A 24,347-nucleotide genomic window follows, 5' to 3' on the forward strand; every position below is an offset into this window, starting at 1 on the left:
AGATGCGCACCTACTTCAAGGCGCGCGACGAGCTGTTGGGCGCGCTCGGCGAGCAACGCGGCCGCGAGGGCGTCGATGCGCTGCTCGACGAGTCGCGCTCCGGCTTGTTCGACGAACTCAGCGACCGGCTGCTGGCGACGCCCGCCGACAACGACTACCGCAAGGGCCTCGAGAAACTGATCCCGCTCGCCGATGTGATCGGCAACCAGATGCGTCCGGGCTACACCCCGACCTACACCTACAAGGACGCAGCCCAGGACACGCTGCTGCAGAGCGGGGCGGCGGCGCTCGATGCGGTGCTGACCAAGGGCTGGGCGAGTTCGGCGGTCGGCAGCAGCCTTGCGATGCGCGACGCCGCCCGTGCCGGCGGCGGCGTTCTCGACATCGCGACCGCAGGGGTCAAGGCGGCGGTGACCGATGTCCTGTTCGGCCAGGCGATCCATTACGGCGCAGGCTATGCCGGCGAGGCCTGGCGCGCCGGCAAGAAGGCGGTGGCCGGCATTGCCGAGAGCGGCGCCGATCTGCTGGCGCAGGCGAGCCGGCGCTCCAAGGTCGCCACCGACCTGGTCGAGAAGATGCGCAAGAATCTGACGACGCTGGACCAGGGCGTCCATGTCGACGGTTCAGGGCGGATGCGCGCCTCGTTGACCGACGTGCTGGAGGTGCAGAAGAACCCGCATCAGGTCCGCGCGCTGAAGCAGAGCGGATCGGCATCGACCCAGGAAGCCTTCAACAACACACTGCGCAACGAGGTCTACAAGCCGCATGACCAGATGTTGCTGGAGCGGCTCCGGAAGTCGAGCCCGGAGCTGGCCGACAGGAAGCTCGTGATTCACGAGTTCCGCACCCCCGGCAAAACCGCCAACCCGATCAACACCGACCGCGACTTCCGGGTGCTGATGCAGGACAGCACCGGCAAGTGGGTCGAGGTGCCCAAGACAAAATGGGAGCAGCACTCCAACGATGCCTTCGCCGAACTGACCTTCTTCGACAAGACAAAATGCCCTGGGGGCATGGACCCGGCGCAGCAGAAGGCGTGGTGGGCGGAGCAGCACGGCCACACCCCGACCGATCGCGCCTTCCGCGAGGCGGGTCGCGACTACTCCGACCAGATCGCCGATCTCAGGACCGGCCAGCGCGGCAACCTCGCCGCCGGCGAGGTGGCCGGCACCGGCACGACCCGGATCGCCGAGTTGAAGGACATCGCGTCAGGCAAGGCGCCCGTCCCGTCGCAACCGATAAAACTCGCCGACCCGCAGGGGCTGGCGCAGCAGTTCCACGAGAAGGTCACCGGCAATCTGCGCCGCGGCGATCCGTTCGAGGCGATCGCCCAGGCGCAGAAGGGCGTCGACACGCTGGACACCGTGCGCAAGGCCTATGGCGCGCAAAACATCCCGGCCGGCGAACTGCCAGGCAATCTGCGCCAGGCGATGGATCTGGTGAAAGGCTCCAACCTGCCCGTTCATCCCGACGCCGCGGTGCTGCACACGCTGGAAGGCAAACTCGAGCGGCTCGGCTTCAGCGACATCGGCGACTTCAGCGAAAAACTCTCCAGCCAGTTCGAGGGGCTGAAATGGACAACATAGAACGCGCGCAATCGCGCTCAGGAGGAATGTCATGACTACTCAAACGATTGCACCGGATGCGGTTCAGCTCGATCGCGCGGCTAACGCCGCGCAATTGCCGCCGTCGGTGCGCGCCGGTCTCGCCGATCCCCTGGCGCGCATCGCGGTGACGACGGTAACGCGCGACGGCGGGCGGCGGCTGGATTGCTATGCCGTCGCTGGCGCGGGAAAGCAGATGGCGGCGGTGACGCCGGACGCCGAGGGCGGCGCCGCGGTGTCGTTCCCGGTCGATAGCGCGCTGGCGGAAGCCTTGATCGTTGAAACCCTCGGTCTTGATCAGCCGCTCGCCCCTGTCGACCATCGCAGCGAACTCGACATCGCCGCCCTGTGGGCGCTGGCGGCGATGGCCGATGCGCACCGGCAGGCCGAACTGGAAAGTCTGCTCGCGCGATCGCCGGCACGTCAGGTCGCGCTCAACGAGGACAGCATCTACCTGCGTGCGCTGGATGGCGCGACGCTGCCGGATCCGCGCTGGCTGTCGGGCATGCTGACGCAGATTTTCGGCCCTGGCGACGTCACGGAGGCGCGGTTGCTGGCAGGGCTCGACGTGCTGGCGCGCGGCGGGTTGATCGTGCGGGGGAAGACGGGGCTGTGGTCGCCGCAGCCGGCGTTCGTCACCGCCTTCGCGCATCTCGAATTGCCGCTCGCCGCCGCGGTGCTGTCGGTCGACCGACGACGAGCGGGCGGATTCGATTCCGCGTCGCTGGTATTTTTGCGCAGCTTCGCCGCCGTGTGGGTCATTGATCCGCGCGGTCCGGCCGGAGCGCCGAGCGCGGTGCGCCTCAGCTCCGTGAGCGCCGCTGATGCGAGGACGCTGGTGCATGACGCCATCGCACTGGCGCTGAAGGAGCCCGCCGCGCCGCCGCAAGCGCCGAAGGCGGCCGCAGCGCCGCGCTTCTGCCGGCAATGCGGCCATCCCGCGACGGCTGCGGACCGCTTTTGCGGCCAATGCGGAGCCGCGCTGGCATGAGCGGTCTCGGCTTTTGTTCTGGATCAATGAAACGGAATTCCGCGCGCCTGATGATGCGGCCTATTCGGAGACTCCTGATGTTCACCAATCGCCGCCTGATCGCTTTCGGCGTCGCAACCCTCGCCGGACTGACAACCCTCCTTCCGGCCGTCGCATCAAAGCCGGTTCCGAAAACGATTGTAGGCTGTGTCTTCAACGGAGGCTTCGTTTCTTCTGATGGCTACGACATCCGTCCGATGGATGCCAACGGGAAGGATGTCGATCTCCGCCGTTTCGAGGGACATCAGGTGACCATCAGAGGCGACTTGCTGCCGGGCGATGCCTTCATCCTCAAAAATCCGCCGGCCGACTCCGGCCCCTGCAGGATCATGCGGCCGGCAGGGAAATAGTGCCGCGAAACGGATGCTCTCGGGATATTACGGTGAAAGCGAGCCAGCCATGAAAGCTCTCAGCAGAATTCGAAGCAGGGCAGGCCTGTTGTCAACGGTCGTTGCTGTCGTCCTGGCCGGCTTCAATCCGACCGTTGCGGCTGCCGAAACGGTGATGGTCACAACAGGCGGCTGGCAAATCCACAAGCCCAGCAAGGAATACAAGGACCTGCCCACCCTGTTGCCGAAGCAGGAGAATGGTTCTGACGCGGGGATTGGCCTGTTCGAGTTCGTTTGCATGAAGTCGAACTATTATGTGCTGCTGGTGCAGCCCTCGGTGAAATTGCGAGATACCGAACCGGCCGTGATCTCCATCTCCGTGCGCGCCGCGGATGCGGCGAGCGCAGCGCCGGCCGCGCTGACCTTCCGCAACCTCTACAAGACGAAGTCGCTGCTTTCTCGCAGTCTGGACTGGGATGCGGATATTCACTATGCCGAAATCGGCGTGGCGCAGCTGGAGTCGTTCAAGACGGCCAGCGAGCTCGAATTGACGCTGGCGGGACGCAGTTACGCCATTGCTCTTTCTGACCTCGGCTCGCGATTGGGATCATTCCAGCGGTTCTGTGAGAAAGGTGTCGTCGAAAATCCGGCGCATTTCGAGAAACCCTAGAGACGTGTGCCCGTAAAGGACTTTGCCTCCCCGATCAGCGTGGCAGTTCGGGAAGTCCGCATGTCCTGGCGATCACGGGCCAATGCTGCTTCAGCCCGCTGCTGGGGAGGGTGGCCTTGACCGGCCCGGTGTTGGTGCCTTCGATCCTGCCGTTGCTCCGGGCAAGCGCCATCAACGCCGCGACCGGCAATTCGCTGCGGCTGCCGGCATTGCCAACCCGTTCCAGGATGCTGTCGTCCCAGCTGAATGACAGCGAAAATACTTCCTGGCCCACGGTCAGCTTCGCGGCGCCGCCATTCGCGCCGACGTCGGGATTGCCCATCGGGCCGCCGCCGGGCGAAATGTTGACGAGCTGCAGCTTCCTGTCGGGGCAGGCGATCGCGAAACAGAAATCGCGCTGGTCGCACTGCATGACGAGAAAGCCGAGCGCCGCGGGAAGTTGCGGCCGCGTCCAGCCCTGTGCGGCGACGGCGTTGCCGCCGATTGCACAGGCGAGCATGGCGAGAAGAACTCTCACGATCATGTGCGCCCCTTTCAACGGGTTCCCGTCCTCCAACGGGTGTTCCTCAATTGCAGCCGCTGCGCCGCTCGATCCGGGTGATCTCGGCGATGCGGGCGCGAATATCGCGCGGCAACGGCACGCTGGCCTCGATGTCATAGATGCAGCCCCCGTTGCCGAAATAGGAGATCGCGCGGGACGTCTTGAAGCAGTAGCCGGCTTGCTTGTAGTAGGAATTGCGCTCGACCCATAGTTCCTGGCAACTCTGGGCACTGGCCGTCGAGATCAGGCCGCCGGCGCTTGCCGCCACAGCCAATGCGCCAATCAGGCATCGATATCCAATCTTCATGGCAGTCGCACCTCTGTCCAACAATGGTTCATTCCATTACCCGCCGCTCCCGGCAAACGCCTTGCGCTGAATCAATGATGCCGCCCGTCGATGCGTTTCGGCTGCAGACGGTCACGATGCGCTGGCGTCGGGCGGGTCGATCCGATCCAGCGCCAGCAGCAGGGATGCGACGCGGTTGGCGGAGGCGGCCCAGTCGGCCAGGCGAATGTAGTTGTCGGTGAACCAGTTGCAGGCACCCTGCACCACGACAAAGGCTGCGGCCGCCTGGACCACCTCGCCGAGCAGCATCGTGCCGGCGACGTATTTCGGCATGCAGAGCAGCAAGCCGACGACCGGCGCCAGCAACGTATTGCTGTGCGTGACCACGGTCAGGCGCATCAATTGCCAGCAATACTCCAGCCAGGTGGCAATCACCACCCGCAGCGCCGTGCTGACGGCCTCAAGCCGGTCCTTGATGTTGTCAGGCAATGTCTTGCCTTCGCCGCTCTCGCGGATGTGGGTTCCTATCGCGCGCAGCTCGGCTTCGGCTCGCTTGTTGTCCTCCACGACGCGGGTCAGGCGGCTGCCGATCAGCACCATCGCCGCCGCAACGATGATGGAGTAAACGATCACCGCCACCACGAGGTAGCCCGGAATGGTCAGCACCAGGCCGAACAGGTCGATGGTCGAGCTACCACCCACCGTCCAGAGGATGCCGATAAAGGTGATGCCGGTGATCAGCGAGGAGAACAGCCCGAGCACGAGGTCGACCGGCAGGTCGGTGGCAAGCCTGGCGTCCTCGGCGATGCGATATTCGGGGGCCTGATGCTCCCCCGGCATGAATCTGAGCCGGACATAATGGTCGCGCTCCAGCCAGTATTTGTAGAGGTGGTTGCTCAGCCACGCTCGCCATTTCCGTTGCAGGGTCATGCGGCCCCACACCGAGAACACGGCGAGCGCGAGGCTGGCCGCGGCCAGCGGCAAAAGACGCAATGCCTGCGCCAGCAGCTCCGCGCCATCCTTGCGTTCGACGGCATTGAAGAAATCGCGATTCCAGAAATTCAGCGAGTACTGGGTCAACAGCTGCAGCAGGACGGTGACGATCAGCAACACGGTGAGCAGCCAGGCCCACGGGGCCGTCGCGCCGCCCCAGAAGCCGCGCGCGCTCTGCCAGAAACGAGAGAGCAGGCGTTGCTCGCTGGGAGCGATGTAGCTGTCGTTATTCATGAGCTGGATCGGGCAGGGCGGTTTGCGACATGATCGGCCTGACCATCACCTCCGTGACCAGGCGGTGCATGTCCTGCGGCCGGCAAAGGTCGGTCCCCGGACTGAGCAGCGCGGCGGAACCGCCGGCAACCCCGTAGCGCAGGGCGGTTTCGAGACTGCCGTTGCTGGAAAGGCTCCAGACCATCGCCGCCAGAAAACTGTCGCCGGCGCCGGAGACGCTGACCGGCTTGATCGCGAGGCCGTTGGCGCGCAGGGCCAGATCGCGCGTGATCAGCAAGCCGCCGTCCGGCCCCATCGAGAGCGCGATCACCTCGACCTGGCCGCGGCCGATCAGGCGCCGTCCCGCCTCGATCAACGAAGCGTCATCCGAGGCCGTCATGCCAGCCAGCTCCTGAAACTCGCGAAGATTGGGCTTGATGAGATAGACGCTTTGTTCGAGCGCCGCCTTCAGGAAGCGGCCGGACGTGTCCACGATGACCTTGCTGTGCGCCCTGCAGGCCTGCGCCAGCTTGCCATAAAAATCTTCCGGTACGCCAGCCGGCAGGCTGCCGCTGGCGATCACAAACGCCGGCCGCGGTTCGATGCGCGCGATCGATGCCAGACACTCCTGCCACTCGGATTCACCGAGCGGCGCTCCCGGGAAGACGAAGCGAAATTGCTCCCGGGTGGTCTCGTCGAAAACCGTCAGGTCCTCCCGCGTCTCGTTCTGCACCGGGACCATGAGGCCCTGCACGCCTTCGCGCGCGACCAGGGCGCCGAGCAATTGCCCGGTTGCGCCGCCGGCCGTGTAAATGGCCGACGCGGCGATGCCGAGCCGTCCGAGAACCCGGGCTACGTTGATGCCACCGCCGCCGGGATCGCGGCGCGCCGGCGCGCAGCGCATCTTGGTGAAGGGCGCCAGTTTCTTCACCGACGTCGAGGCGTCGACGGCGGGATTGATGGTGAGGGTGACGATGCCCCGCGAAATGTCAGCCAATGCCTTCGACCTCCGCCAGTGCATGCAGGCCGACGAATGCGGCATCGTCGTCCAGAATCAGCCAGACCGGAATCGGTTCGAGATACTCGCGAAGCCGGCCCTTGTCTTCGAAGCGTGCGCGGAACTGCGAGCGGGCGAGATATTCGGGCATATGACGCAGAATGCCACCGGCAATGAATATTCCGCCCTTCGCGCCGAGCGTCAGCGCGAGATTGCCGGCGACCGTCCCGAGCATCGCGCAGAACATGTCGATGGCGGCGCGGCTGGTCGGACAGGTCCCCTCGATGCCGGCCCGCGTGATCTCGGCGGCGCGGCGCCCCGGCAGCGCGAGGTCGTCCAGCGTAGCCAGCGCCTGGTGGAGATTTTCCAGCCCGCCACCGGAAAGAACGTGTTCGGCCGAGACATGTCCCAGTCGTTGGCGCAGGAGAGCGATGACGGCGTCCTCGCGTGACGAACTGCCGGCCATGGTGGAATGGCCGCCCTCGCTCGACAGCACGAGGCGTCCGGTTGCGTGCGGTATGCAGGCTGCCATTCCAAGGCCCGTGCCAGGGCCGAGCGCGGCCAGTGGCGCCCCCGCGATCGGCAGTCCGCCGCCCAGGGGGAGGAGTTTTTCAGCGGGAAGGCAGGACAGGGCCCATGCCACGGCTTCGAAATCGTTGAGCAGGCGCACATTGGTGAATCCGTAGACGGCGCGCAGTTCCTCAGCGTCGATCACCCAGGAATTGTTGGTGAGGGCGCAGTGGCCGTTCCCGATCACGCCGGCAGCAGCCAGAATCGCGGCGCTGATCGTGCCGGCCTCCGGCAGACTGCCGAGATAGGTGTCGAGTGCTTCGCGAAAGCTGCCGTGGTCGCGGACCGCCATATGGGTAACCCTGCCGACCGAGCCCCCGGCCAGAAGCGCGAAGCGTGCATTGGTCCCGCCGATGTCGGCAAGCAGCACGGTCCGGCCGGCGTATCCTGGAGAGGCTGCTTTCATCGCTGACGTGCCGCCTTGATCAAATCCGCGTACCAGTGGAACGACGATTTTGGAATGCGTTGCAGCGAGGCATAGTCGACATAGGCCAGGCCGAACCGATCGCTGTACCCCGACATCCATTCGAAATTGTCGAGCAGCGACCAGACAAAGTAGCCCCTGACATCGACGCCCCCGGCGCCGGCGGAATTCATCGCGTCGATATAGCCGCGCAGAAAATCGATCCGCTCGGGATCGGTCACGGCGCCGCTCGCGTCGGGCCTGTCGTTGCCGCCATATCCGTTTTCGAGCACATAGATCGGCAAGCGGTAGCGTTCCTGGACCAGCCGCAGCGTTTCGCCGAAGGCTGGCGGATCGATCGGCCATCCGATCTGCGTCAGGGCAGCGCCGGCCGGCTTTTCGCCGAAGTCGAAGCCCAACATCGCCGCCGGCTGTGCCTTCACGTAGACCGGGCTGTAATGGTTCAATCCGAACCAGTCGAGCGGACGGCAAATGCGCGCGAGGTCGCCCGGCTGCAGGTGCGGCTCGATCATGGTCCGCATCGAGGGCGGATATTCGCCGCGGCATTGCGGATCGGGGAAGGCGCTGTTCCAGTAAACGCCCAGGCGCGCGGCCGCCGCCGCGTCGGCTTCGCTCGCGCTGGAAGGCCGGCAGGGCTGAAGGTTGTGAATGCACCCGATCGAGGCGCCTTGAACTTTCTCGCGTAACACGTCCACGGCCGCGCCATGGGCGAGATTGACGTGGTGCGTCGCCCGGTAAAGACCGGTTTCGCTGCTGTGGTCCCGCTTGCCCAGCGAGCGGCTGAACAGATTGAAGATCGAAGGCTCGTTGAAGGTCGCAAAGCGCTTGACGCGATCGCCGAAACGCCCGGCGATCAGCGTCGTGTAGTCGGCGAACCATGCGACCGACTCACGGTTCTGCCATCCGCCGAGATCCTCCAGCGCCTGCGGCAGATCCCAGTGATACAGGCACAGCCAGGGTTCGATGCCGGCGGCCAGCAGTTCGTCGATCAGCCGGTCGTAGAAGGCGAGGCCGGGCTCGTTGACCGATCCCCGGCCCTGCGGCAGCACCCGCGGCCAGGCGACCGAGAACCGATAGGCCTGAACGCCCAGCCGCTGCATCAGCGCGACATCCTCGCGGTAGCGATGGTAGTGGTCACACGCGATGTCGCCGCTGTCGCGGTTCCTGATTTCTCCGTTCTGACAGATGACGTCCCAGATGCTGGGTCCGCGGCCGTCTTCCCTGGTCGCGCCTTCGATCTGGAAGCTGGAGGTCGAGACGCCCCAGATGAAATCCGGACGCAGGCCGGCTGTGGAAGGCAGCTGCGACGCAGGTACGAGACGGTTCGAGTTCACTCTTGGCCCTTCCGCCCCGGCAGGAATGCGAGGTACCGTAGCATTAGTCCTGCCGGTGACCCGGCGATCTTGAGATACATCAACTGCTCCTGGCCAGCCGATGCGACAAATAGGTGCCGTTATCTTGCCGTTGGGGTGTCCGCTTGCAAAGAACCAAATGGGGTGGAATCGCCGACGACCGCTTCCGGGGAAGCGGCTTCTTTCGCGTGGACCAGCATGATGGCGTATTCTGGCTGGTCGATCCCGATGGCGGTCGCTTTATCTCCAAGGGCGTCAACAATGTACGCTTCGATTCGGACCACGTCCGCAATACCGCTCGCGCCCCGTATGCCGATGCGTGCCGGAGCAAATACGGCAGCCAGCACGTCTGGCGCGCGGCGGTGGCGGACCGGCTGGCCAGCTGGCATTTCAACACGCTGGGCTGCTGGTCGGATGAACTGGTCGCCGGCGCCGGTGCGTCGCCGCTTGCGATCGCGCCCACCAATGAACTCGGGGCTTCCTTCAAGCTGCACCGGCGTGACCAGGTGTTTCCCGATGTGTTCGATCCTGCCTTTGCGGCCCACATCCGGGAACGCGCCAGCACTCACTGTGCAAGACGATTTCACGATGTCGGGCTACTCGGCACGTTCATCGATAACGAGATGTACTGGTCACCCGACTGGCGTGGCGCTGACGAGTTGCTGACGCTGTTTCTGAACCTGCCGTCGCACCGCCCCGGCCGCGTCGCCGCCACGGCACGATTGCAGGAGCATTATCGCGAATTCTCGCAGTTCAATGCGGTCTGGCAGACGCCGGCGCGATCATGGGAGCAACTCGCGGCGATGGGACGGGTTGAAGCGCCATTCTTCCGAATGCCTGCCGGAGGCCTGAATGACGCGCTCGAGCTCAAGGCCAACCTCGCCAACCCCGCCCGCGCGGCCTTTTCCGCTGATTGCGACGCCTTTCTGGCCGTCGACGCCGATCGATATTTCGAGGTGTGCGTCTCGGCCATCAAGGCCGCCGACCCCAATCACCTCGTGATCGGCTCCCGCTTCGGCTATCAGGCGCAATCCAGTGTGATCGCCGCGGCCGTCCGCTATCTCGATGTGATCTCGTTCAATTGCTACGAACTCGATGCGACCCCGCAGATCGATGCCTATGCCGCCGGCGGCAAGCCATGCCTGATTTCGGAATTCTCCTTCCGCGGCGACGATGCCGGCCTGCCCAACGGCAACGGCGCCGGGCCGCGGGTCGCCAGCCAGACCGAGCGCGCCCAGTGCTTCGAGCGCTACGTCACCGCCGCCCTGCGCAACCCGTCGGTGGTCGGATATCACTGGTTCGAGCATGCCGACCAGCCTGCGGAAGGGCGGTTTGACGGTGAGAATTCGAACTACGGCGCGGTGACGATCCAAGACGATCCCTATGTCGAGTTGACGGAGACGATGACCAGGGTCAATGCCCTGGCCGAGCGGATTCACGCCGAATCCGCGCCACGCGGCTAGCCCGGCGGGCCCGGACAAAAATCGCGAAAACAACCCCGTGCACAGTAAGCCGCAGTGCAGCAATTGTGCTGCGTTGCGTCAAACCGCATCCTTCGCGGCCTCGGCTTCGCGCACCGCCGCCATGGTGCGAAACACGCTCGACGGATTGACGCTGATCGAGTCGATACCGAGCTGCGTCAGGTAGCGCGCGATCTCCGGATAATTCGCCGGCGCTTCGCCGCAGATGCCGACGTGACGCCCGTTACGTTTGGCGCCCGTGACGGCCAGCCTGAATATCTCCAGCATGCCCGGATCGCGCTCGTCGAAATCGAAGGCGACGATATCGGAATCGCGGTCGACCCCGAGGGTCAGCTGGGTGAGATCGTTGGAGCCGATCGAGAAGCCGTCGAACAATTGCGCGAACGCGTCGATCTGGATGACGTTGTTGGGAATTTCGCACATCACATAGATCTCGAGCCCGTTCTCGCCGCGCTTCAGGCCGTTGGCGGCCATGGTCGCGATGACGCGCTTGCCTTCTTCGACGGTCCGGCAGAACGGCACCATGATGCGAAGATTGGAGAGTCCCATTTCCTCGCGCACCCGGCGCAGCGCGGCACATTCCAGCGCAAACCCTTCCGCATAGGCCGGGTGGCTGTAGCGGGAAGCGCCGCGGAATCCCAGCATCGGGTTCTCTTCTTTCGGCTCGAAAGCCTCGCCGCCGAGCAGGCTGGCATATTCGTTGGTCTTGAAGTCGGAAAGCCGCACGATCACCGGCTTGGGATAGAACGCCGCGGCAATGGTGCCGACGCCTTCCGACAGCCTCTCGATGAAGAAATCGGCTGGGGTCTTGTAGCCCTCGACCAGACGGGCGATCGCGGTTCTTGCTTTGGCCGAGGTGATCTTCTTCGGCTTGAGCAGCGCCATCGGGTGCACGCCGATATGCTCGCTGATGATGAATTCCATGCGGGCGAGCCCGACGCCCGATTGTGGCTGCATCGCCGTCCGGAACGCCATTTCGGGGGTGCCGACGTTGACCATGATCGGTGTGCGCGGTGCCTTGAACGCGCTGACGGGCGTTCGCGTGACGTCGAAGGCAACCTTGCCCTGATAGACATTGCCGACGTCCCCTTCGGCGCAGGAGATCGTGACCTGGCTCCCGGTCTTGAGCTTCTCGGTCGCGTGAGTCGCTCCCACCACGGCGGGAATGCCGAGCTCACGCGCCACGATGGCGGCGTGGCAGGTGCGACCGCCCTTGTCGGTGATGATGCCGCCCGCGATCTTCATCACCGGCTCCCAGTCCGGACTGGTTGCCGGCGCGACCAGGATTTCGCCGGGCTTGAAGGTCGAGAGGTCCCGCGCGCTGGCAATGCGGCGGGTGCGTCCAGAGGCGATCTTTTCGCCGACCGCGCGGCCGGTGACGATGACGGACCCTTTTCCCTTGAGATTGTAGGTCTCGAACATTTCAGCGGAACGCTGCGAGGCCACCGTCTCAGGTCGTGCCTGGATGATGTAAAGCTTGCCGTCGGCGCCGTCCCTGGCCCATTCGATATCCATCGGCATCGCCGCGCCGGCATGCTTCGAGTAGTGCGTCTCGATCCGCACGGCGATGTCGGCCAGCGTCAAGACGTCCGGATCGGAAATGCAGAATTTCCGCCGCTCCGCTTCCGGCACGTTCCGGGTCAGCGTCGCATGGCTGCCGCCGCGCTTGCCGTAGATCATCCGGATCTGCTTGCCACCGAGCCGGCGCCGCAACACGCGGCGGAAGCCCTTGGCGAGGGTCGGCTTGTGCACGTAGAACTCGTCGGGATCGACCTGGCCCTGCACGATGGTTTCGCCGAGGCCGTAACAGCCGGTGACGAAGACCACGTCGCGAAATCCGGATTCGGTATCGAGCGTGAAGATGACGCCGCTGGCGCCGATGTCGGAGCGGACCATTTTCATCACGGCGACGGAAAGGAAGACCTTGAAATGGTCGAAGCCGTTGTCGATGCGGTAGGAAATCGCGCGATCGGTGAAGATCGAGGCAAAGCAGCGCCGGCAGGCCTCGAACAGGTCCTTCGGTCCGCGCACATTGAGGAAGCTTTCATGCTGGCCGGCAAAACTCGCGGTCGGGAGGTCTTCCGCCGTCGCGGAACTGCGCACTGCGACAGCGACGCCTTTGCCGGCTTCCCGCTCCAGCTTCCGGTAGGCTTCCATGATCTGATCGCGGATCGGCGCGGTATCCATCGCCTTGTAGACGACGGCGCGCGCCTTGGCTGCGGCGGCCGCCAAGCGCTTGATCTTGCTCTTGTCCAGGCCGTCGAGCAACTGATGCAGCTGCTCCGCGACGCCGGGCTGCGACAGCGCATCGCGGTAGGCGTCGGCGGTGACGGCGAACCCGTTGGGAACGGCGACCCCTTCGGATGCGAGGGTTGAATACAACTCGCCGAGCGAGGCGGTCTTGCCGCCGACCAGCCCGACGTCGTTCAGCCCGAGTTCGAGAAACGATCTGATGTAATTTGCCATGGCGGCAGTAGATCAGGCCGGACCCGGCGGATATTGAGCAAGGTCAAGGCGCTCACTCGTAGCGCAGCGCTTCGATCGGATCGAGCCGGGCGGCCTTGCGGGCCGGATAGTAGCCAAAGAAGATGCCGACGGCGGCCGAAAACAGGAATCCGCCGGCGATGGCTGTCAGCGAGATCGGCGCCGGCCAGCCGGTGACGGCGGACACGGCCAGTGAAAGTGCCGCGCCGATGACAATTCCGACGATGCCGCCGCTGACGCTGATGAAGATCGCCTCGGCCAGAAACTGCAGCAGCACGTGCAGCCGTCGGGCGCCGATCGCCATCCGCAGTCCGATCTCCCGGGTCCGCTCCGTCACCGAAACCAGCAGGATATTCATGATGCCGATACCGCCGACCACCAGCGATATCGACGCCACCGCGGCCAGCAGGAGCGCCATGATGCGGCTGCTGCCCTCCGCGGTTTCCGCGATCTGGCTGAGGTTGCGGACCGAGAAATCATTGCTGGCGCCCGGTCGGATGCGGTGACGGCGGGCCAGAATTTCGCTGGCCTGACTGATCGCCGTCTGAATGGCGGTCTGATCCACCGCCTGCACGTAGATCTGGTTCACAAAGCCGGTCAGGCGCGGTTGCAGCCCATAGGGATTGGGCGGCGTCGGGTAGATCCAGGTGACCGTCGTTTGCTGGCTCGGCGCCGCAACGCCGATAATCTTGCGCTCGGCTGTCGTGAACGGAACCATGATGAGATCGTCCTGGTCCTGGCCAAAGGAGGTCTGCCCCTTGGAGTCGAGAACCCCAATGACCCGCAGCGAAACGCCCCGGACCTGCACCAGCGCGCCGATCGGGTTCTGGGTGGCGCCGAACAACTGGCGGCGCACGGTCTCGCCGAGCACGACGACAAGCCCGGCGCTTCGCTCGTCTTCCGACGTGATCGCCCGCCCGGCGGTGATCTGCCAGTTCGTCATCGGCGGGTAGTTGAAGCTGACGCCCTGGATGCCGGTGGTCCAGTTCTGGCTGGCGAACCGGATCTGGCCGGACTGGCGGATCAGATAGCTCACTTCGCCGGCGGCAGGCGCTTCCCGCCGGATCGCCTGGACGTCGGCCACCGTCAGGGTCGAGGCGCTGCCGGAGCCGCCGCGCGCGCCGCCGCGGGTCGCGGCGCCCGGCACGATCACCACGAGGTTGGTCCCGAGCCTTGCGATCTCCTTGCGGACCGCCTCGTTGGCCCCCTGGCCGACCGAGACCATGACGATCAGGGCGGCGACGCCGATGAAGACTCCGAGCATGGTCAGCGCCGAACGCATCTTGTTGCGCCAGATCGCTTCCGCCGCCGCCGTCATCACCATCCACGCGAACGGCCAGGATGCGCCGGAGGATTTGACGTAGGAGCGCGGCGCCGCGGACGGGGAGAGAGGCGGCAACTCGCTCACCGCCTCGGCTGCAGCAATTGCCGGTCCGGACTCCGCCGCGGGCTTCGTCTTTCTCACATCGGAAATGATCTGGCCATCGCGCATGGTCAGCACGCGATCTGCAAAGGCTGCAACATCAGACTCGTGGGTCACCACGATGATGGTGACGCCTTGTTCGCGATTGAGCGAACTGAGCGTCTCCATGATCTCGTGAGAGTTGCGCGTATCGAGATTGCCGGTCGGCTCGTCCGCCAGCAGCAGGCTCGGCTGGTTGATCAGCGCGCGGGCGATGGCGACGCGTTGCTGCTGCCCGCCGGAGAGCTGGCCGGGCGTGTTGCGTTCGCGGTCGCGCAGTCCGAGCTTGTCCAGAACCGCGCGCGCCCGCTCGAAGCGCACCCGCGCATGGCCTTGGCCGGACATGGCGTACAACAGCGGCAGGGCGACGTTGTCGATGGCGCTGGTGCGCGGCAATAGATTGAAACTCTGGAACACGAAGCCGAGCCGCTCGCTGCGCAGGCCCGCGAGATCGGGCTCGGCAAGCTGCGCCACATCGATGCCGTCGAACCGGTAACGGCCGCTGGTCGGCCTGTCGAGGCAGCCGAGGATCGACATCAGCGTCGATTTGCCCGATCCGGACGCGCCCATGATGGCGATGAACTCGCCGTGTTCGACGGTCAGGTCGACCGCGCGAAGCGCATGAACGTCGATATCGCCGACATGATATGTCCGCGACACGCCTTCAATCCTGATGACCGGCTCCGCCATTTCAGTCAATCGCCGCTTTGTCGTCGTCTGGACGGTTAGAGTCGGGGGCGCGGCACGCCGGAACGCGCATTGCCCGAACTGGCGCGCTGTTCGCCGACGACCACTTTGTCGCCCGGCTTGAGCTCGCCTTGAACGATTTCCGTGAACTCGTCGTCGTCCAACCCGGTCGCAACCTGAACCGGCGCCGGAACTCCGTCGCGAAGTACCCAGATGCGCGGCTGTCCCGTGTCACGAATGGCCCTGCCGGTCGGGACATAGCGCAATGCCTGGTTCGGAACCCGCAGCACGTCATTGCGCTGATCGACCAGGATGCGCGTCGCCGCGGTGAGGCCCGGTTTGAGCGCCAGATCCGAATTGGCGACGCTGACGACGACGTCGTAGGTGACGACGTTCTGTACCGTTTGCGGGGACTGCCGGACCTGGGCCACCGTCCCTTCGAACACACGCTTGGGATAGGCATCGACGGTGAACGTGGCCTGATTGCCTTGCTTGACGCCGCCGATGTCGCTTTCGCTGACATTGGCGTCGACCTGCATCCTGGTGAGGTCGGTCGCGATCAGGAACAATGTCGGGGTCTGGAAGCTGGCGGCCACGGTCTGCCCGATGGTGACGTTGCGCGAAACCACGGTGCCGTCCACCGGCGAGATAATCCTGGTGTAATCGAGGTTGACCTGTGCGGCATCCAGCACGGCCTGACGCTGCTGGATGGTCGCTTCGTCGAATGTAATCTGGGCAAGGGCCTGCAAGTATTCGCTGTGAGCGCTGTCGTAGGCGTCTTTCGATACGGCCTTGGTCTCGACCAGCGTCGCCAGCCGTTCATACGCCACCTTGGCATAGGTCAGCGATGCCTTGTCCTTCTCCAGTTGCGCGCGCGCGACGGCGAGGTTGGCCTTCGCCTGATCGACAATGCTCTGATAGGGGCGTCCGTCGATCCTGGCGCAGATCTGTCCGCGCTTCACCTGGGTATTGTAATCGCAGGTCAATTCCTGGATTACGCCGGAGACATAGGTCCCGACGATGATGGTCAATTCCGGATTGACCGTGCCGGTAGCGTTGATACCGCGGGCAATCGCGCCGGTGGTAACCGGCGCGGTTTCATATCGAACGACGGCGTCGCCGCCGCCGACCGCCCACCAGATGCCGCCGGCCGCCGCAAGCAGCAGCACGGCGAAGGCGAGGATGATCCAGCGCCGGGTCGCAAATCGTGGCTGCGCCGGCGGTTCCGTGACCGGGCGTACAGCTGACGGAGGCGGCCCCTGTGGCAACGCTTCCCCGCTTTCGGGTGCGCCGGTGCCGAGCTGCTTGTTCATGTCGCGTGGGCTCCGGGTGCATGATGGCCGTTGCCGCCAAGCATCAAGCGTAGTCTGCGACCGGATCCGGATTATTGATTGGGATCAAGCTTCGTCCCGTAGCGCGGAATCGATGTGCTGATCGAAGGCCTTCCGGCGATAGAATACCCGTTACTTCGGCAGCGCCTGGTCGGCGCCAAGCTGATAGAGCCGCGCCAGCGCAGCGGTGACCGCCTTACGCATGCGGGGATCGGTCCCCAGCGTGCCGAACACCGCGCTGACGTTGAGCAGCGCCGGGGCCAGCCGGTCCGCGACCGGCCCGGCCGCCCGGGCTATCGCTGCAAGTTCAGCTGCGATCGGGTCGCGCACGTCGATCTTCCGTCCTTGCTCGTCGGTGCCGGTGATGTAGCGCATCCAGCCGGCGACCGCGAGCGCATGGGTGTCGATCGGTAGATTCAGCGCCAGCCGGTCGCGCATCGTGCCGAGCAGCCGCTGCGGCAGTTTTTGCGATCCGTCCATCGCGATCTGCCAGGTGCGGTGATGCAGCGCCGGATTGGAAAAGCGCTGCAGCAGCGATTGGCTGTAGGTCGCAAGATCGGTTCCCTGGGGCATCGTCAGCGTCACCGCAGCCTCGTCCATCACTTGGGCCGCAAACGCCGCGAAGCGATGGTCGGCCATGGTGGCGGCAATGGTTTCATGGCCCGCGAGATAACCGAGATAGGCCAGCGCCGAGTGGCTGGCGTTGAGCAGCCGCAGCTTCATGTGCTCGAACGGCGTGACATCAGAGACCAGCTGCACGCCGGCGGCGGCGAAATCCGGCCGGCCGGCCGCAAAGCGGTCTTCGACAATCCACTGCGTAAAGGGCTCGGTGACGACAGGCCACGCGTCGACCATGCCAAGCGCCGCGGCGACGGCCGCGCGGTCGGCATCGGTGGTCTCGGGCACGATCCGGTCCACCATCGTCGAGGGGGAGGCGAGCTCATCCGCGATCCATTGGCCGAGTTCCGGCGATCGCAAATCGGCGAACCGCTGCAGTATTCGGCCCACGGTAACGCCGTTGGCGGGCAGGTTGTCGCAAGAGAGCACGGTGAAGGGTGCCAGGCCCAAAACCTTGCGGCGCGACAGCGCGGCGACGATGAATCCCGCGGCCGATCGCGGCGCATCCGGATTTTTCAGGTCATGAACGATGTCGGGATGACCTTCGTCGAGTTCGCCGGTCTGCGGCGTGTGGCAGTATCCCTTCTCGGTGATGGTGAGCGAGACGATCCGCGTTGCCGGATCGGCCATGCGCGCGATCAAGCGCGCGGGGTTGGCCCTGGCGACCTCGGTCGCAACGACCGCGCCGACCACCCGGTGCTCGGCGCCCGCGCCGGAACGGGTCGCCACTGTGTAGAGGCAGTCCTGCGGGGCGAGGGCATCCTGAGTGTCCGAACTTCGCAGGCTGGCGCCGACGATTCCCCAATCGGTTGCCCCCCTGGCGAGCAGGTCGTCGATGGCCACGGCCTGATGCGCCCGGTGGAAGGCACCGATGCCGAGATGAACGATGCCCGGCGTGACCCGCGCGCGGTCATAATCAGGGCGGCGAACACTGTCCGGAAGCAGATCGAGGCTGGCGTTGGAGAGGCGCAAAATCGACCCCAATCTGGGTGAAAAGCGGGATTTTTCGCCTCTCGCTTGACATAGGCGGCTTTTCCCGTCAATCCTCCGGTCAATTGGTAAGGCCAATGTGCCACAGGGAACCGTTACAGGGAGACCAGCGTGCCGCTCGAAGCTGTCGAGGCGCGGCGCCTCTATCGCCAGATTGCCGATCAACTGCGCGCCCTGATCGACAGCGGTGAATACGCCGTCGGCAGCCGGCTGCCGACCGAACGCGATCTCGCCGAGCAGTTGAAGGTCTCGCGGCCGACGGTGCGCGAAGCGCTGATTGCGCTGGAAGTCGAGGGCCGGGTCCGCATCCGCGTCGGCTCCGGAATCTATGTCATCGAACCGGCGGCACCCACTTCCCCCCTGCCGGCGTCCGCCACGATCGAAGGGCCGTTCGAGGTGTTGCGGGCCCGCGAATTCATCGAAGGCGCGATCGCCGAACAGGCGGCACGGGTCGCCACGGCAGCGGATATCGAGCGCATCGACGCGTCGCTGGTGGCGATGGCGACGGTGCAGCATCCCGGCGAACCCTCGATGATCCATGACCGCGCCTTCCATATTGCGGTGTCGGGGAGCCTCGACAATGCGGTGCTGGTCCGCGTCGTCGGTGAACTGTTCGACCAGCGGCTCAATCCCTACTTCGCCAAGCTGGCGCACTATTTCGAGAATCCTGAATCGTGGCGCGCTGCGCTCGCCGAGCATCACGCGATCCGTGACGCCATCGCGGCGCACGAGCCCGAAGCCGCCGGGATCGCGATGCGTCATCATCTCGCCTGTTCGCAGGAACGCTTTGCCCAGAGTTTTGGGGCCGAGGCAGCCTCGCCATCGCGCGTTTCAATCAGGAGCGGCTGAGAAATTTTGGCGACACGCCTGTGGTGACGGGCGCGTTGAAACATCGATTCGAACGGTTCGGCTGAAACCCGAACCGATTGAGTAAAAAAGCAAACGTAACAGTGGAGGAAATTGTCATGTTGAAGAGAGCAATGATTGTATTGGCCGCGTCGGCAACAGCGCTGGTGGCCGCGACCAATGTCGGCATGGCCCAGGCAAAACTGAAATGGGCCCACGTCTACGAGACGTCGGAGCCGTTCCACACCGCTTCGGTATGGGCCGCGCAGGAGATCGGCAAGCGGACCAGCGGACGCTACCAGATCGACGTCTATCCGGCCTCGCAGCTCGGCAAGGAAACCGACATCAACCAGGGCCTGGCGCTCGGCTCCGTCGACATCATCATTTCCGGATCGAGCTTCGCGGCGAAAAGCTATCCGCCGATCGGCGTCACCTATTATCCCTACACCTTCCGCGACGCCGAGCACCTTTTGGCCTACACCAAGAGCGACGTCTTCAAGGAACTGACCAAGGGCTACGAGGACAAGAGCGGCCATCACATCGCGGCCGTCACCTATTACGGCGTGCGTCACACCTCGTCGAACAAACCGATCAAGACCTGCGCCGACATGAAGGGCCTCAAGATCCGGGTGCCGGATGTTCCGGCCTACCTGGCGATGCCGCGCGCCTGCGGCGCCAACACCGCGCCGATCGCCTTTGCCGAAGTCTACCTCGCTCTGCAGAACGGCACGGTGGAAGCCCAGGAGAACCCGCTGACCACGATCGAAGCCAAGAAGTTCTACGAAGTGCAGAAGCACATCGTGCTGACCGGCCACATCGTCGACCATCTCAACACGGTGATCGCGGGCGGCCTCTGGAAGAAGCTCAGCGAGGAAGACCGCAAGATCTTCACCGACGTGACACAGGAAGCGGCGGCCAAGGCGACCGCGGAAATCAAGGCCAACGAAGCCAAGCTGGTCGACTTCTTCAAGACCAAGGGCCTCACCGTCACCGAAGTCGACAAGAACGCGTTCCGCGACACGGTGCTCAAGACCACGACCTTCGAGAGTTTTGATTACCGCAAGGCCGACTGGGATCGCATCCAGGCCATCAAGTAAGAGAAGCGGCATTCGGCCTCTCCCCGCCAACCGCGGGGAGAGGCGACCTCATCACGCAAAGAGATGCCCATGACGGCCGAAGTGCACACGCAGATCACGGCGGAAGAGATCGCCCATACCTTCGATGAGGAGGCGATCCCCAAGGTCGATCTTGGGCAGTACGCGTTCGAGGACTGGCTGACGCTGGCGATCTTCTGGATCATGGCGCTCAGCGTCTTCCTGCAGTTCTTTACCCGCTATGTCCTCAACGACAGCTACGCCTGGACCGAAGAGATCGCGACCTATTGCCTGATCGGCGTGGTATTTGTGGGATCGTCGATGTGCGTGCGCCTGTCGCGGCATATCCAGGTCGATCTGCTGTTTCGCTATCTGCCGCGTCGGCCGGCGCGCGCGCTTTCGACCGTCATCGACCTGATCCGGATCGCCTTCTTCGGCTACGCCATCAAGCTGGTCTGGGTCTTCATTCAGGTCGTGGGCGACGAGCGGATGACGACGATCAAATTCCAGAAGGGTTTCGTCTATTACATCGTGCTGTTCGGATTCGTCATGATGTTCGTCCGATCGGTCCAGATCGCCGTCGACAACTGGCGGCGCGGTTACTCGATCCTGGAGCGCCCCGGCGCATTCGACGGAACGGAAAGCTGACGTCATGCTGCTGCTGCTCGGAGCGTTTCTGGTATTGATGCTGGCCGGCCTTCCGGTCGCGCTGGCGATGGCGACGTCGTCGCTGCTGTATATTCTCGTCACGGGCATCACGCCCGACGTGACGCTGGCGCAGCGCATGATCGCCGGCGTCGAGAGCTTTCCGCTGCTGGCCGTGCCGTTCTTCATTCTGGCCGGCAACCTCATGAACATCGCCGGGGTCACCGGCCGCATCTACAAGTTCGCGGTGGCGCTGGTCGGCTGGATGCGTGGCGGCCTCGGCCACGTCAACATCATCGGTTCGGTGATCTTCTCCGGCATGTCCGGCACCGCGATCGCCGACGCCGCCGGCCTCGGCACCATCGAGATCAAGGCGATGAAGGATCACGGCTACTCCACCGAATTTGCCGTCGGCGTCACCGCGGCTTCGGCGACGCTCGGTCCGATCATTCCGCCATCGCTGCCGTTCGTGATCTACGGCATGATGGCGAACGTCTCGATCGGCGCGCTGTTCCTCGGCGGCCTCATCCCCGGCGTCCTCATGACGCTATTCATGATGGCGACGGTGGCGTACTTCGCCCACAAGAACGGCTGGGGCAGCGACGCGCCGTTCTCGTGGACGCAGTTGGGGTCGGCGGCTACCGAGATCGGGCTCGTCATTGCCTTCCCGCTCGCGGTGTGGTTGCTGACCATCGCCGGCGTCTCGACCAACCTCGCGATCGGTATCGGGCTCGCGGTGCTGCTGCTGATCGACTGGTATTTCGATTTTTCCGCCGTGATGGCGCTGATGGCGCCGGTGATCCTGATCGGCGGCATGACGCTCGGCTGGTTCACGCCGACGGAGGCCGCGGTGGCGGCCGTGATCTGGTCGCTGTTTCTCGGAATGGTGCGCTATCGCACCATGACCGTGAAGACGGTGGCCAAGGCCACCTTCGACACCATCGAGACCACGGCATCGGTGCTGTTCATCGTCACGGCGGCATCGATTTTCGCCTGGCTTCTGACGGTCTCGCAGGCCGCGCAGCTGATGACCGACGCCATCCTCGGGCTGACCCAGACAAAATGGGTGTTCCTGCTGCTCGCCAACATTCTCATCCTGTTCGTCGGATGCTTCATCGACACCATCGCGGCGATCACCATCCTGGTGCCGATCCTTCTGCCGATCGTCCTCAAGCTCGGCATCGATCCGATTCACTTCGGGCTGATCATGACGCTGAACCTGATGATCGGCCTGTTGCATCCACCGCTCGGCATGGTGTTGTTCGTGCTGGCGCGCGTCGCAAAGCTCTCGGTCGAGCGCACCACGATGGCGATCCTGCCGTGGCTGGTGCCGCTGATGCTGGCGCTGATTGCGATCACCTACATCCCGGAACTGACGCTGTGGTTGCCGAAATATATGGGGCTTGCGAAATGACATCGATGGCTTTGGCTGCAACTCTGTTCGGCCCGGAAGACCTGCGCATGGTCGAGCGACCGCTCGAGCGCCTTGCCGCTGGCATGGTGCGCATCCGCTTCGGCGCCGGCGGCATTTGCGGCTCGGACATGCATTACTTCCGCCATGCCCGCACCGGGGATTTCGTGGTGACGTCGCCGCTGGTGCTCGGCCACGAAATCGCCGGCGAAGTGATCGAGATTGCGAGCAGCGCCGCAATCGAGATCGCGCGCAGCGCGGCCGGACTGAAGATCGGCGACCGGGTCGCCGTCAATCCGTCGCGCTGGTGCGGCCGCTGCAAGCCATGCCGCGAGGGCAGGCTCAATCTGTGCGAAAACATCTTCTTCATGGGCTCGGCGTCGAAGACGCCGCACATGCAGGGTGGGTTCGCCAGTTTCTTCGACGCCGTGCCGGAGCAGTGCGTCAAAATTCCGGATCATGTGCCGTACCAGGCGGCCGCACTGGCGGAACCGCTCGCGGTCTGCCTGCACGCGGTCGCCCGCGCCGGCGATATCAGCGGCAAGCGCGCGGTGGTGTTCGGCGCCGGCCCGATCGGCCTGCTCACCATGCTGGCGGCGCGGCGCGCCGGCATTGCCGAAATCACCGTCGTCGATATTGCCGCCGCACCGCTGGCGTTTGCCACCAGGCTCGGCGCGGACCATGTCGCCGATGTCTCCGGCGGCGATGACGGATTGAAGGCGCAGGCCGCGACGAGCCCATTTGATCTCGCGTTCGAAGTCTCGGGAACGGCGGCCGGCCTCGCCAGCGCCATAGGCATTGTCAGACGCGGTGGCATCGTGGTGCAGATCGGTAATCTGCCGGGCGGTCAGATTGCAGTGCCCGCCAATGCCGTCATGGCGAAGGAGATCGATCTCCGGGGCTCGTTCCGGTTCGGCTCCGAATTCATGACCGCAGTCGAATTGATCTCCGACGGCAGCGTCGATGTGATGGCGCTGGTGACGGCCGAACGTCCATTGGCCGCCGCACCCGACGCGATGCGGCTGGCGCTCGATCGCTCGCAGAGCGTCAAGGTCGTGCTCACGGCGCATTGAGGGATTTTCGATGATGCTGCAGGGATGGCGCTGGTACGGGCCTGACGATCCGGTGTCGCTGGACGATATCCGGCAGGCCGGTGCGACCGATGTCGTCACCGCGCTGCATCAGATACCGATCGGCGAAGCCTGGACCCGCGCGGCGGTCGAGCAGCGCAAAGCGATCATCGAGAACGGGCCGCCCGGCCGCTCACCGCTGACCTGGTCGGTGGTGGAATCGATTCCGGTGCCCGACGACGTCAAGCGGCTCGGGGGCGGGGCCACGCGCTCGATCGAGGCGTGGATCTCGAGCCTGGAGGCGGTCGCCGCCGCCGGCATCAAGATCATCTGCTACAACTTCATGCCGGTGGTCGACTGGTGCCGCACCGACCTCGAATGGGAGCTCCCGAACGGTGCCCGTGCGCTGCGCTTCGACCAGAACCGTTTTGCGGCGTTCGACCTGCATATTCTGCAACGACCCGGTGCTGCCGCGGAATATTCGCCGGCGGCGCAGGCGCGGGCGAAGCAGGTCTACGAGGCGATGAGCCAGGCTGATATCGATTACATGGTGATGGTGATCGCCAGCGCCTTGCCCGGCTCGACCACCGATGCGCTCTCGATCCCGCAGTTTCGCGACCGGCTCGAACATTACCGCGGCATCACCTCGCAGGTGTTGCGCCGGCATCTGGTCGAGTTTCTCGCCCGCGTCGCGCCGGTGGCGGAAGGGCTCGGCGTGACGCTGACGCTGCATCCCGACGACCCGCCGCGCTCGCTGTTCGGTTTGCCGCGCATCGCCTCGTCAGCGGAAGATTATCAGGCGCTGTTCGACGCCGTGCCCTCGAAGGCGAACGGCATTTGTCTGTGCACCGGTTCGCTCGGCGTGCGCGCGGAAAACGATCTTCCGGCGATGGCGCAACGCTTCGCGTCGCGCATCGGCTTTGCCCATCTGCGGGCGACCAAACGGGAGGCCGACGGCCTGTCGTTTTTCGAAGCCGATCATCTCGACGGCGACGTCGACATGATCGCGGTACTGAAGGCGCTGCTTGCGGAAAACCGGCGCCGTACGGCCACAGACCAGATCGTGTTCCGGCCCGATCACGGCCACCGCATGCTCGACGATCTCCAGGAAACCAAGCGGACCAATCCCGGCTATACCGCGATCGGCAGGCTGCGCGGCCTCGCCGAACTGCGCGGCGCCATCCGCGCCATCGAGCATGCCGATCGCGCCTGAGCGGCG

21 protein-coding genes are annotated in these 24,347 nt (G+C 64.7%); 11 read left to right on the top strand and 10 right to left on the bottom strand.

Annotated elements, in window-relative coordinates:
• The 4 genes from Q7T45_RS17390 to Q7T45_RS17405 all read left to right on the top strand — a co-directional run.
• Positions 1–1,586, top strand: a 1,586-nt coding sequence (locus Q7T45_RS17390) for a hypothetical protein (protein ID WP_304872210.1), incomplete at its 5' end; no start/stop codon positions are given.
• Between the two features lie 31 nt (positions 1,587–1,617).
• Positions 1,618–2,595 (top strand): zinc ribbon domain-containing protein, encoded by a 978-nt coding sequence (locus Q7T45_RS17395; protein WP_304872212.1) that lies wholly within the window; start codon positions 1,618–1,620, stop codon positions 2,593–2,595.
• A gap of 77 nt (positions 2,596–2,672) precedes the next feature.
• A complete protein-coding gene (locus Q7T45_RS17400; protein WP_304872213.1) occupies positions 2,673–2,984 on the top strand; it encodes a hypothetical protein in 312 nt (103 codons plus the stop codon).
• 49 nt (positions 2,985–3,033) lie between these two features.
• Positions 3,034–3,633, top strand: coding sequence for a hypothetical protein (locus tag Q7T45_RS17405; protein ID WP_304872215.1), 600 nt, complete (start codon positions 3,034–3,036; stop codon positions 3,631–3,633).
• 34 nt (positions 3,634–3,667) lie between these two features.
• On the opposite strand, the gene Q7T45_RS17410 is transcribed toward Q7T45_RS17405, so the two are convergent.
• The 6 genes from Q7T45_RS17410 to Q7T45_RS17435 all read right to left on the bottom strand — a co-directional run bounded on the left by Q7T45_RS17410 (position 3,668) and on the right by Q7T45_RS17435 (position 8,991).
• A complete protein-coding gene (locus Q7T45_RS17410) occupies positions 3,668–4,132 on the bottom strand; it encodes a hypothetical protein (protein WP_304872216.1) in 465 nt (154 codons plus the stop codon).
• 67 nt (positions 4,133–4,199) lie between these two features.
• Positions 4,200–4,481 (bottom strand): YARHG domain-containing protein, encoded by a 282-nt coding sequence (locus tag Q7T45_RS17415; protein ID WP_304872217.1) that lies wholly within the window; start codon positions 4,479–4,481, stop codon positions 4,200–4,202.
• A 111-nt stretch (positions 4,482–4,592) separates the two neighbouring features.
• Positions 4,593–5,687, bottom strand: a complete 1,095-nt coding sequence (locus Q7T45_RS17420) for an SbmA/BacA-like family transporter (protein WP_304872219.1) — start codon at positions 5,685–5,687, stop codon at positions 4,593–4,595.
• Positions 5,680–6,663, bottom strand: coding sequence for a 1-phosphofructokinase family hexose kinase (locus tag Q7T45_RS17425; RefSeq protein WP_304872220.1), 984 nt, complete (start codon positions 6,661–6,663; stop codon positions 5,680–5,682). The genes Q7T45_RS17420 and Q7T45_RS17425 overlap by 8 nt, the downstream gene beginning before the upstream one ends.
• On the bottom strand, positions 6,656–7,603 hold the full coding sequence (gene glk, locus Q7T45_RS17430) for a glucokinase (RefSeq protein ID WP_304872222.1): 948 nt from the start codon (positions 7,601–7,603) through the stop codon (positions 6,656–6,658). The genes Q7T45_RS17425 and glk overlap by 8 nt, the downstream gene beginning before the upstream one ends.
• A gap of 32 nt (positions 7,604–7,635) precedes the next feature.
• Positions 7,636–8,991, bottom strand: coding sequence for a GH1 family beta-glucosidase (locus Q7T45_RS17435; RefSeq protein WP_304872225.1), 1,356 nt, complete (start codon positions 8,989–8,991; stop codon positions 7,636–7,638).
• A 143-nt stretch (positions 8,992–9,134) separates the two neighbouring features.
• On the opposite strand from Q7T45_RS17435, the gene Q7T45_RS17440 reads away from it, so the two are divergent.
• Complete coding sequence (locus tag Q7T45_RS17440) at positions 9,135–10,472, top strand: agarase (RefSeq protein WP_304872227.1); 1,338 nt, start codon at positions 9,135–9,137, stop codon at positions 10,470–10,472.
• 78 nt (positions 10,473–10,550) lie between these two features.
• Here the strand turns inward: Q7T45_RS17440 and ppsA are convergent, their stop codons facing one another.
• The 4 genes from ppsA to Q7T45_RS17460 form a co-directional block, all read right to left on the bottom strand.
• Positions 10,551–12,956 carry a phosphoenolpyruvate synthase gene (gene ppsA / locus Q7T45_RS17445; RefSeq protein WP_304872228.1) on the bottom strand — a complete coding sequence of 802 codons (2,406 nt, stop codon included), beginning with the start codon at positions 12,954–12,956 and terminating at the stop codon, positions 10,551–10,553.
• 52 nt (positions 12,957–13,008) lie between these two features.
• The gene (locus Q7T45_RS17450; RefSeq protein ID WP_304872229.1) at positions 13,009–15,096 is read right to left on the bottom strand and encodes an ABC transporter permease; all 2,088 of its coding nucleotides are present in this window, start codon (positions 15,094–15,096) and stop codon (positions 13,009–13,011) included.
• 65 nt (positions 15,097–15,161) lie between these two features.
• Positions 15,162–16,436, bottom strand: a complete 1,275-nt coding sequence (locus Q7T45_RS17455) for an efflux RND transporter periplasmic adaptor subunit (RefSeq protein ID WP_304872230.1) — start codon at positions 16,434–16,436, stop codon at positions 15,162–15,164.
• A 150-nt stretch (positions 16,437–16,586) separates the two neighbouring features.
• Positions 16,587–18,044 carry a mannitol dehydrogenase family protein gene (locus Q7T45_RS17460; RefSeq protein WP_304872231.1) on the bottom strand — a complete coding sequence of 486 codons (1,458 nt, stop codon included), beginning with the start codon at positions 18,042–18,044 and terminating at the stop codon, positions 16,587–16,589.
• A 129-nt stretch (positions 18,045–18,173) separates the two neighbouring features.
• Between Q7T45_RS17460 and Q7T45_RS17465 the strand changes: the two genes are divergently transcribed.
• The 6 genes from Q7T45_RS17465 to uxuA all read left to right on the top strand — a co-directional run bounded on the left by Q7T45_RS17465 (position 18,174) and on the right by uxuA (position 24,341).
• A complete protein-coding gene (locus Q7T45_RS17465) occupies positions 18,174–18,911 on the top strand; it encodes a FadR/GntR family transcriptional regulator (RefSeq protein ID WP_304872233.1) in 738 nt (245 codons plus the stop codon).
• 185 nt (positions 18,912–19,096) lie between these two features.
• Positions 19,097–20,005: a sialic acid TRAP transporter substrate-binding protein SiaP gene (locus tag Q7T45_RS17470; RefSeq protein WP_370691302.1), complete on the top strand. Its 909-nt coding sequence runs from the start codon at positions 19,097–19,099 to the stop codon at positions 20,003–20,005.
• A 69-nt stretch (positions 20,006–20,074) separates the two neighbouring features.
• Complete coding sequence (locus Q7T45_RS17475) at positions 20,075–20,650, top strand: TRAP transporter small permease (protein ID WP_304872236.1); 576 nt, start codon at positions 20,075–20,077, stop codon at positions 20,648–20,650.
• A gap of 4 nt (positions 20,651–20,654) precedes the next feature.
• Positions 20,655–22,061: a TRAP transporter large permease gene (locus Q7T45_RS17480; RefSeq protein ID WP_304872238.1), complete on the top strand. Its 1,407-nt coding sequence runs from the start codon at positions 20,655–20,657 to the stop codon at positions 22,059–22,061.
• The gene (locus Q7T45_RS17485; protein ID WP_304872239.1) at positions 22,058–23,131 is read left to right on the top strand and encodes an L-idonate 5-dehydrogenase; all 1,074 of its coding nucleotides are present in this window, start codon (positions 22,058–22,060) and stop codon (positions 23,129–23,131) included. The genes Q7T45_RS17480 and Q7T45_RS17485 overlap by 4 nt, the downstream gene beginning before the upstream one ends.
• Positions 23,132–23,141: 10 nt before the next feature.
• Complete coding sequence (gene uxuA / locus Q7T45_RS17490; protein WP_304872240.1) at positions 23,142–24,341, top strand: mannonate dehydratase; 1,200 nt, start codon at positions 23,142–23,144, stop codon at positions 24,339–24,341.
• The last annotated feature ends 6 nt before the right edge of the window (positions 24,342–24,347 follow it).

The sequence above is a fragment of the Bradyrhizobium sp. genome (genome assembly GCF_030646015.1).
Classification (GTDB): Bacteria; Pseudomonadota; Alphaproteobacteria; order Rhizobiales; family Xanthobacteraceae; genus Bradyrhizobium.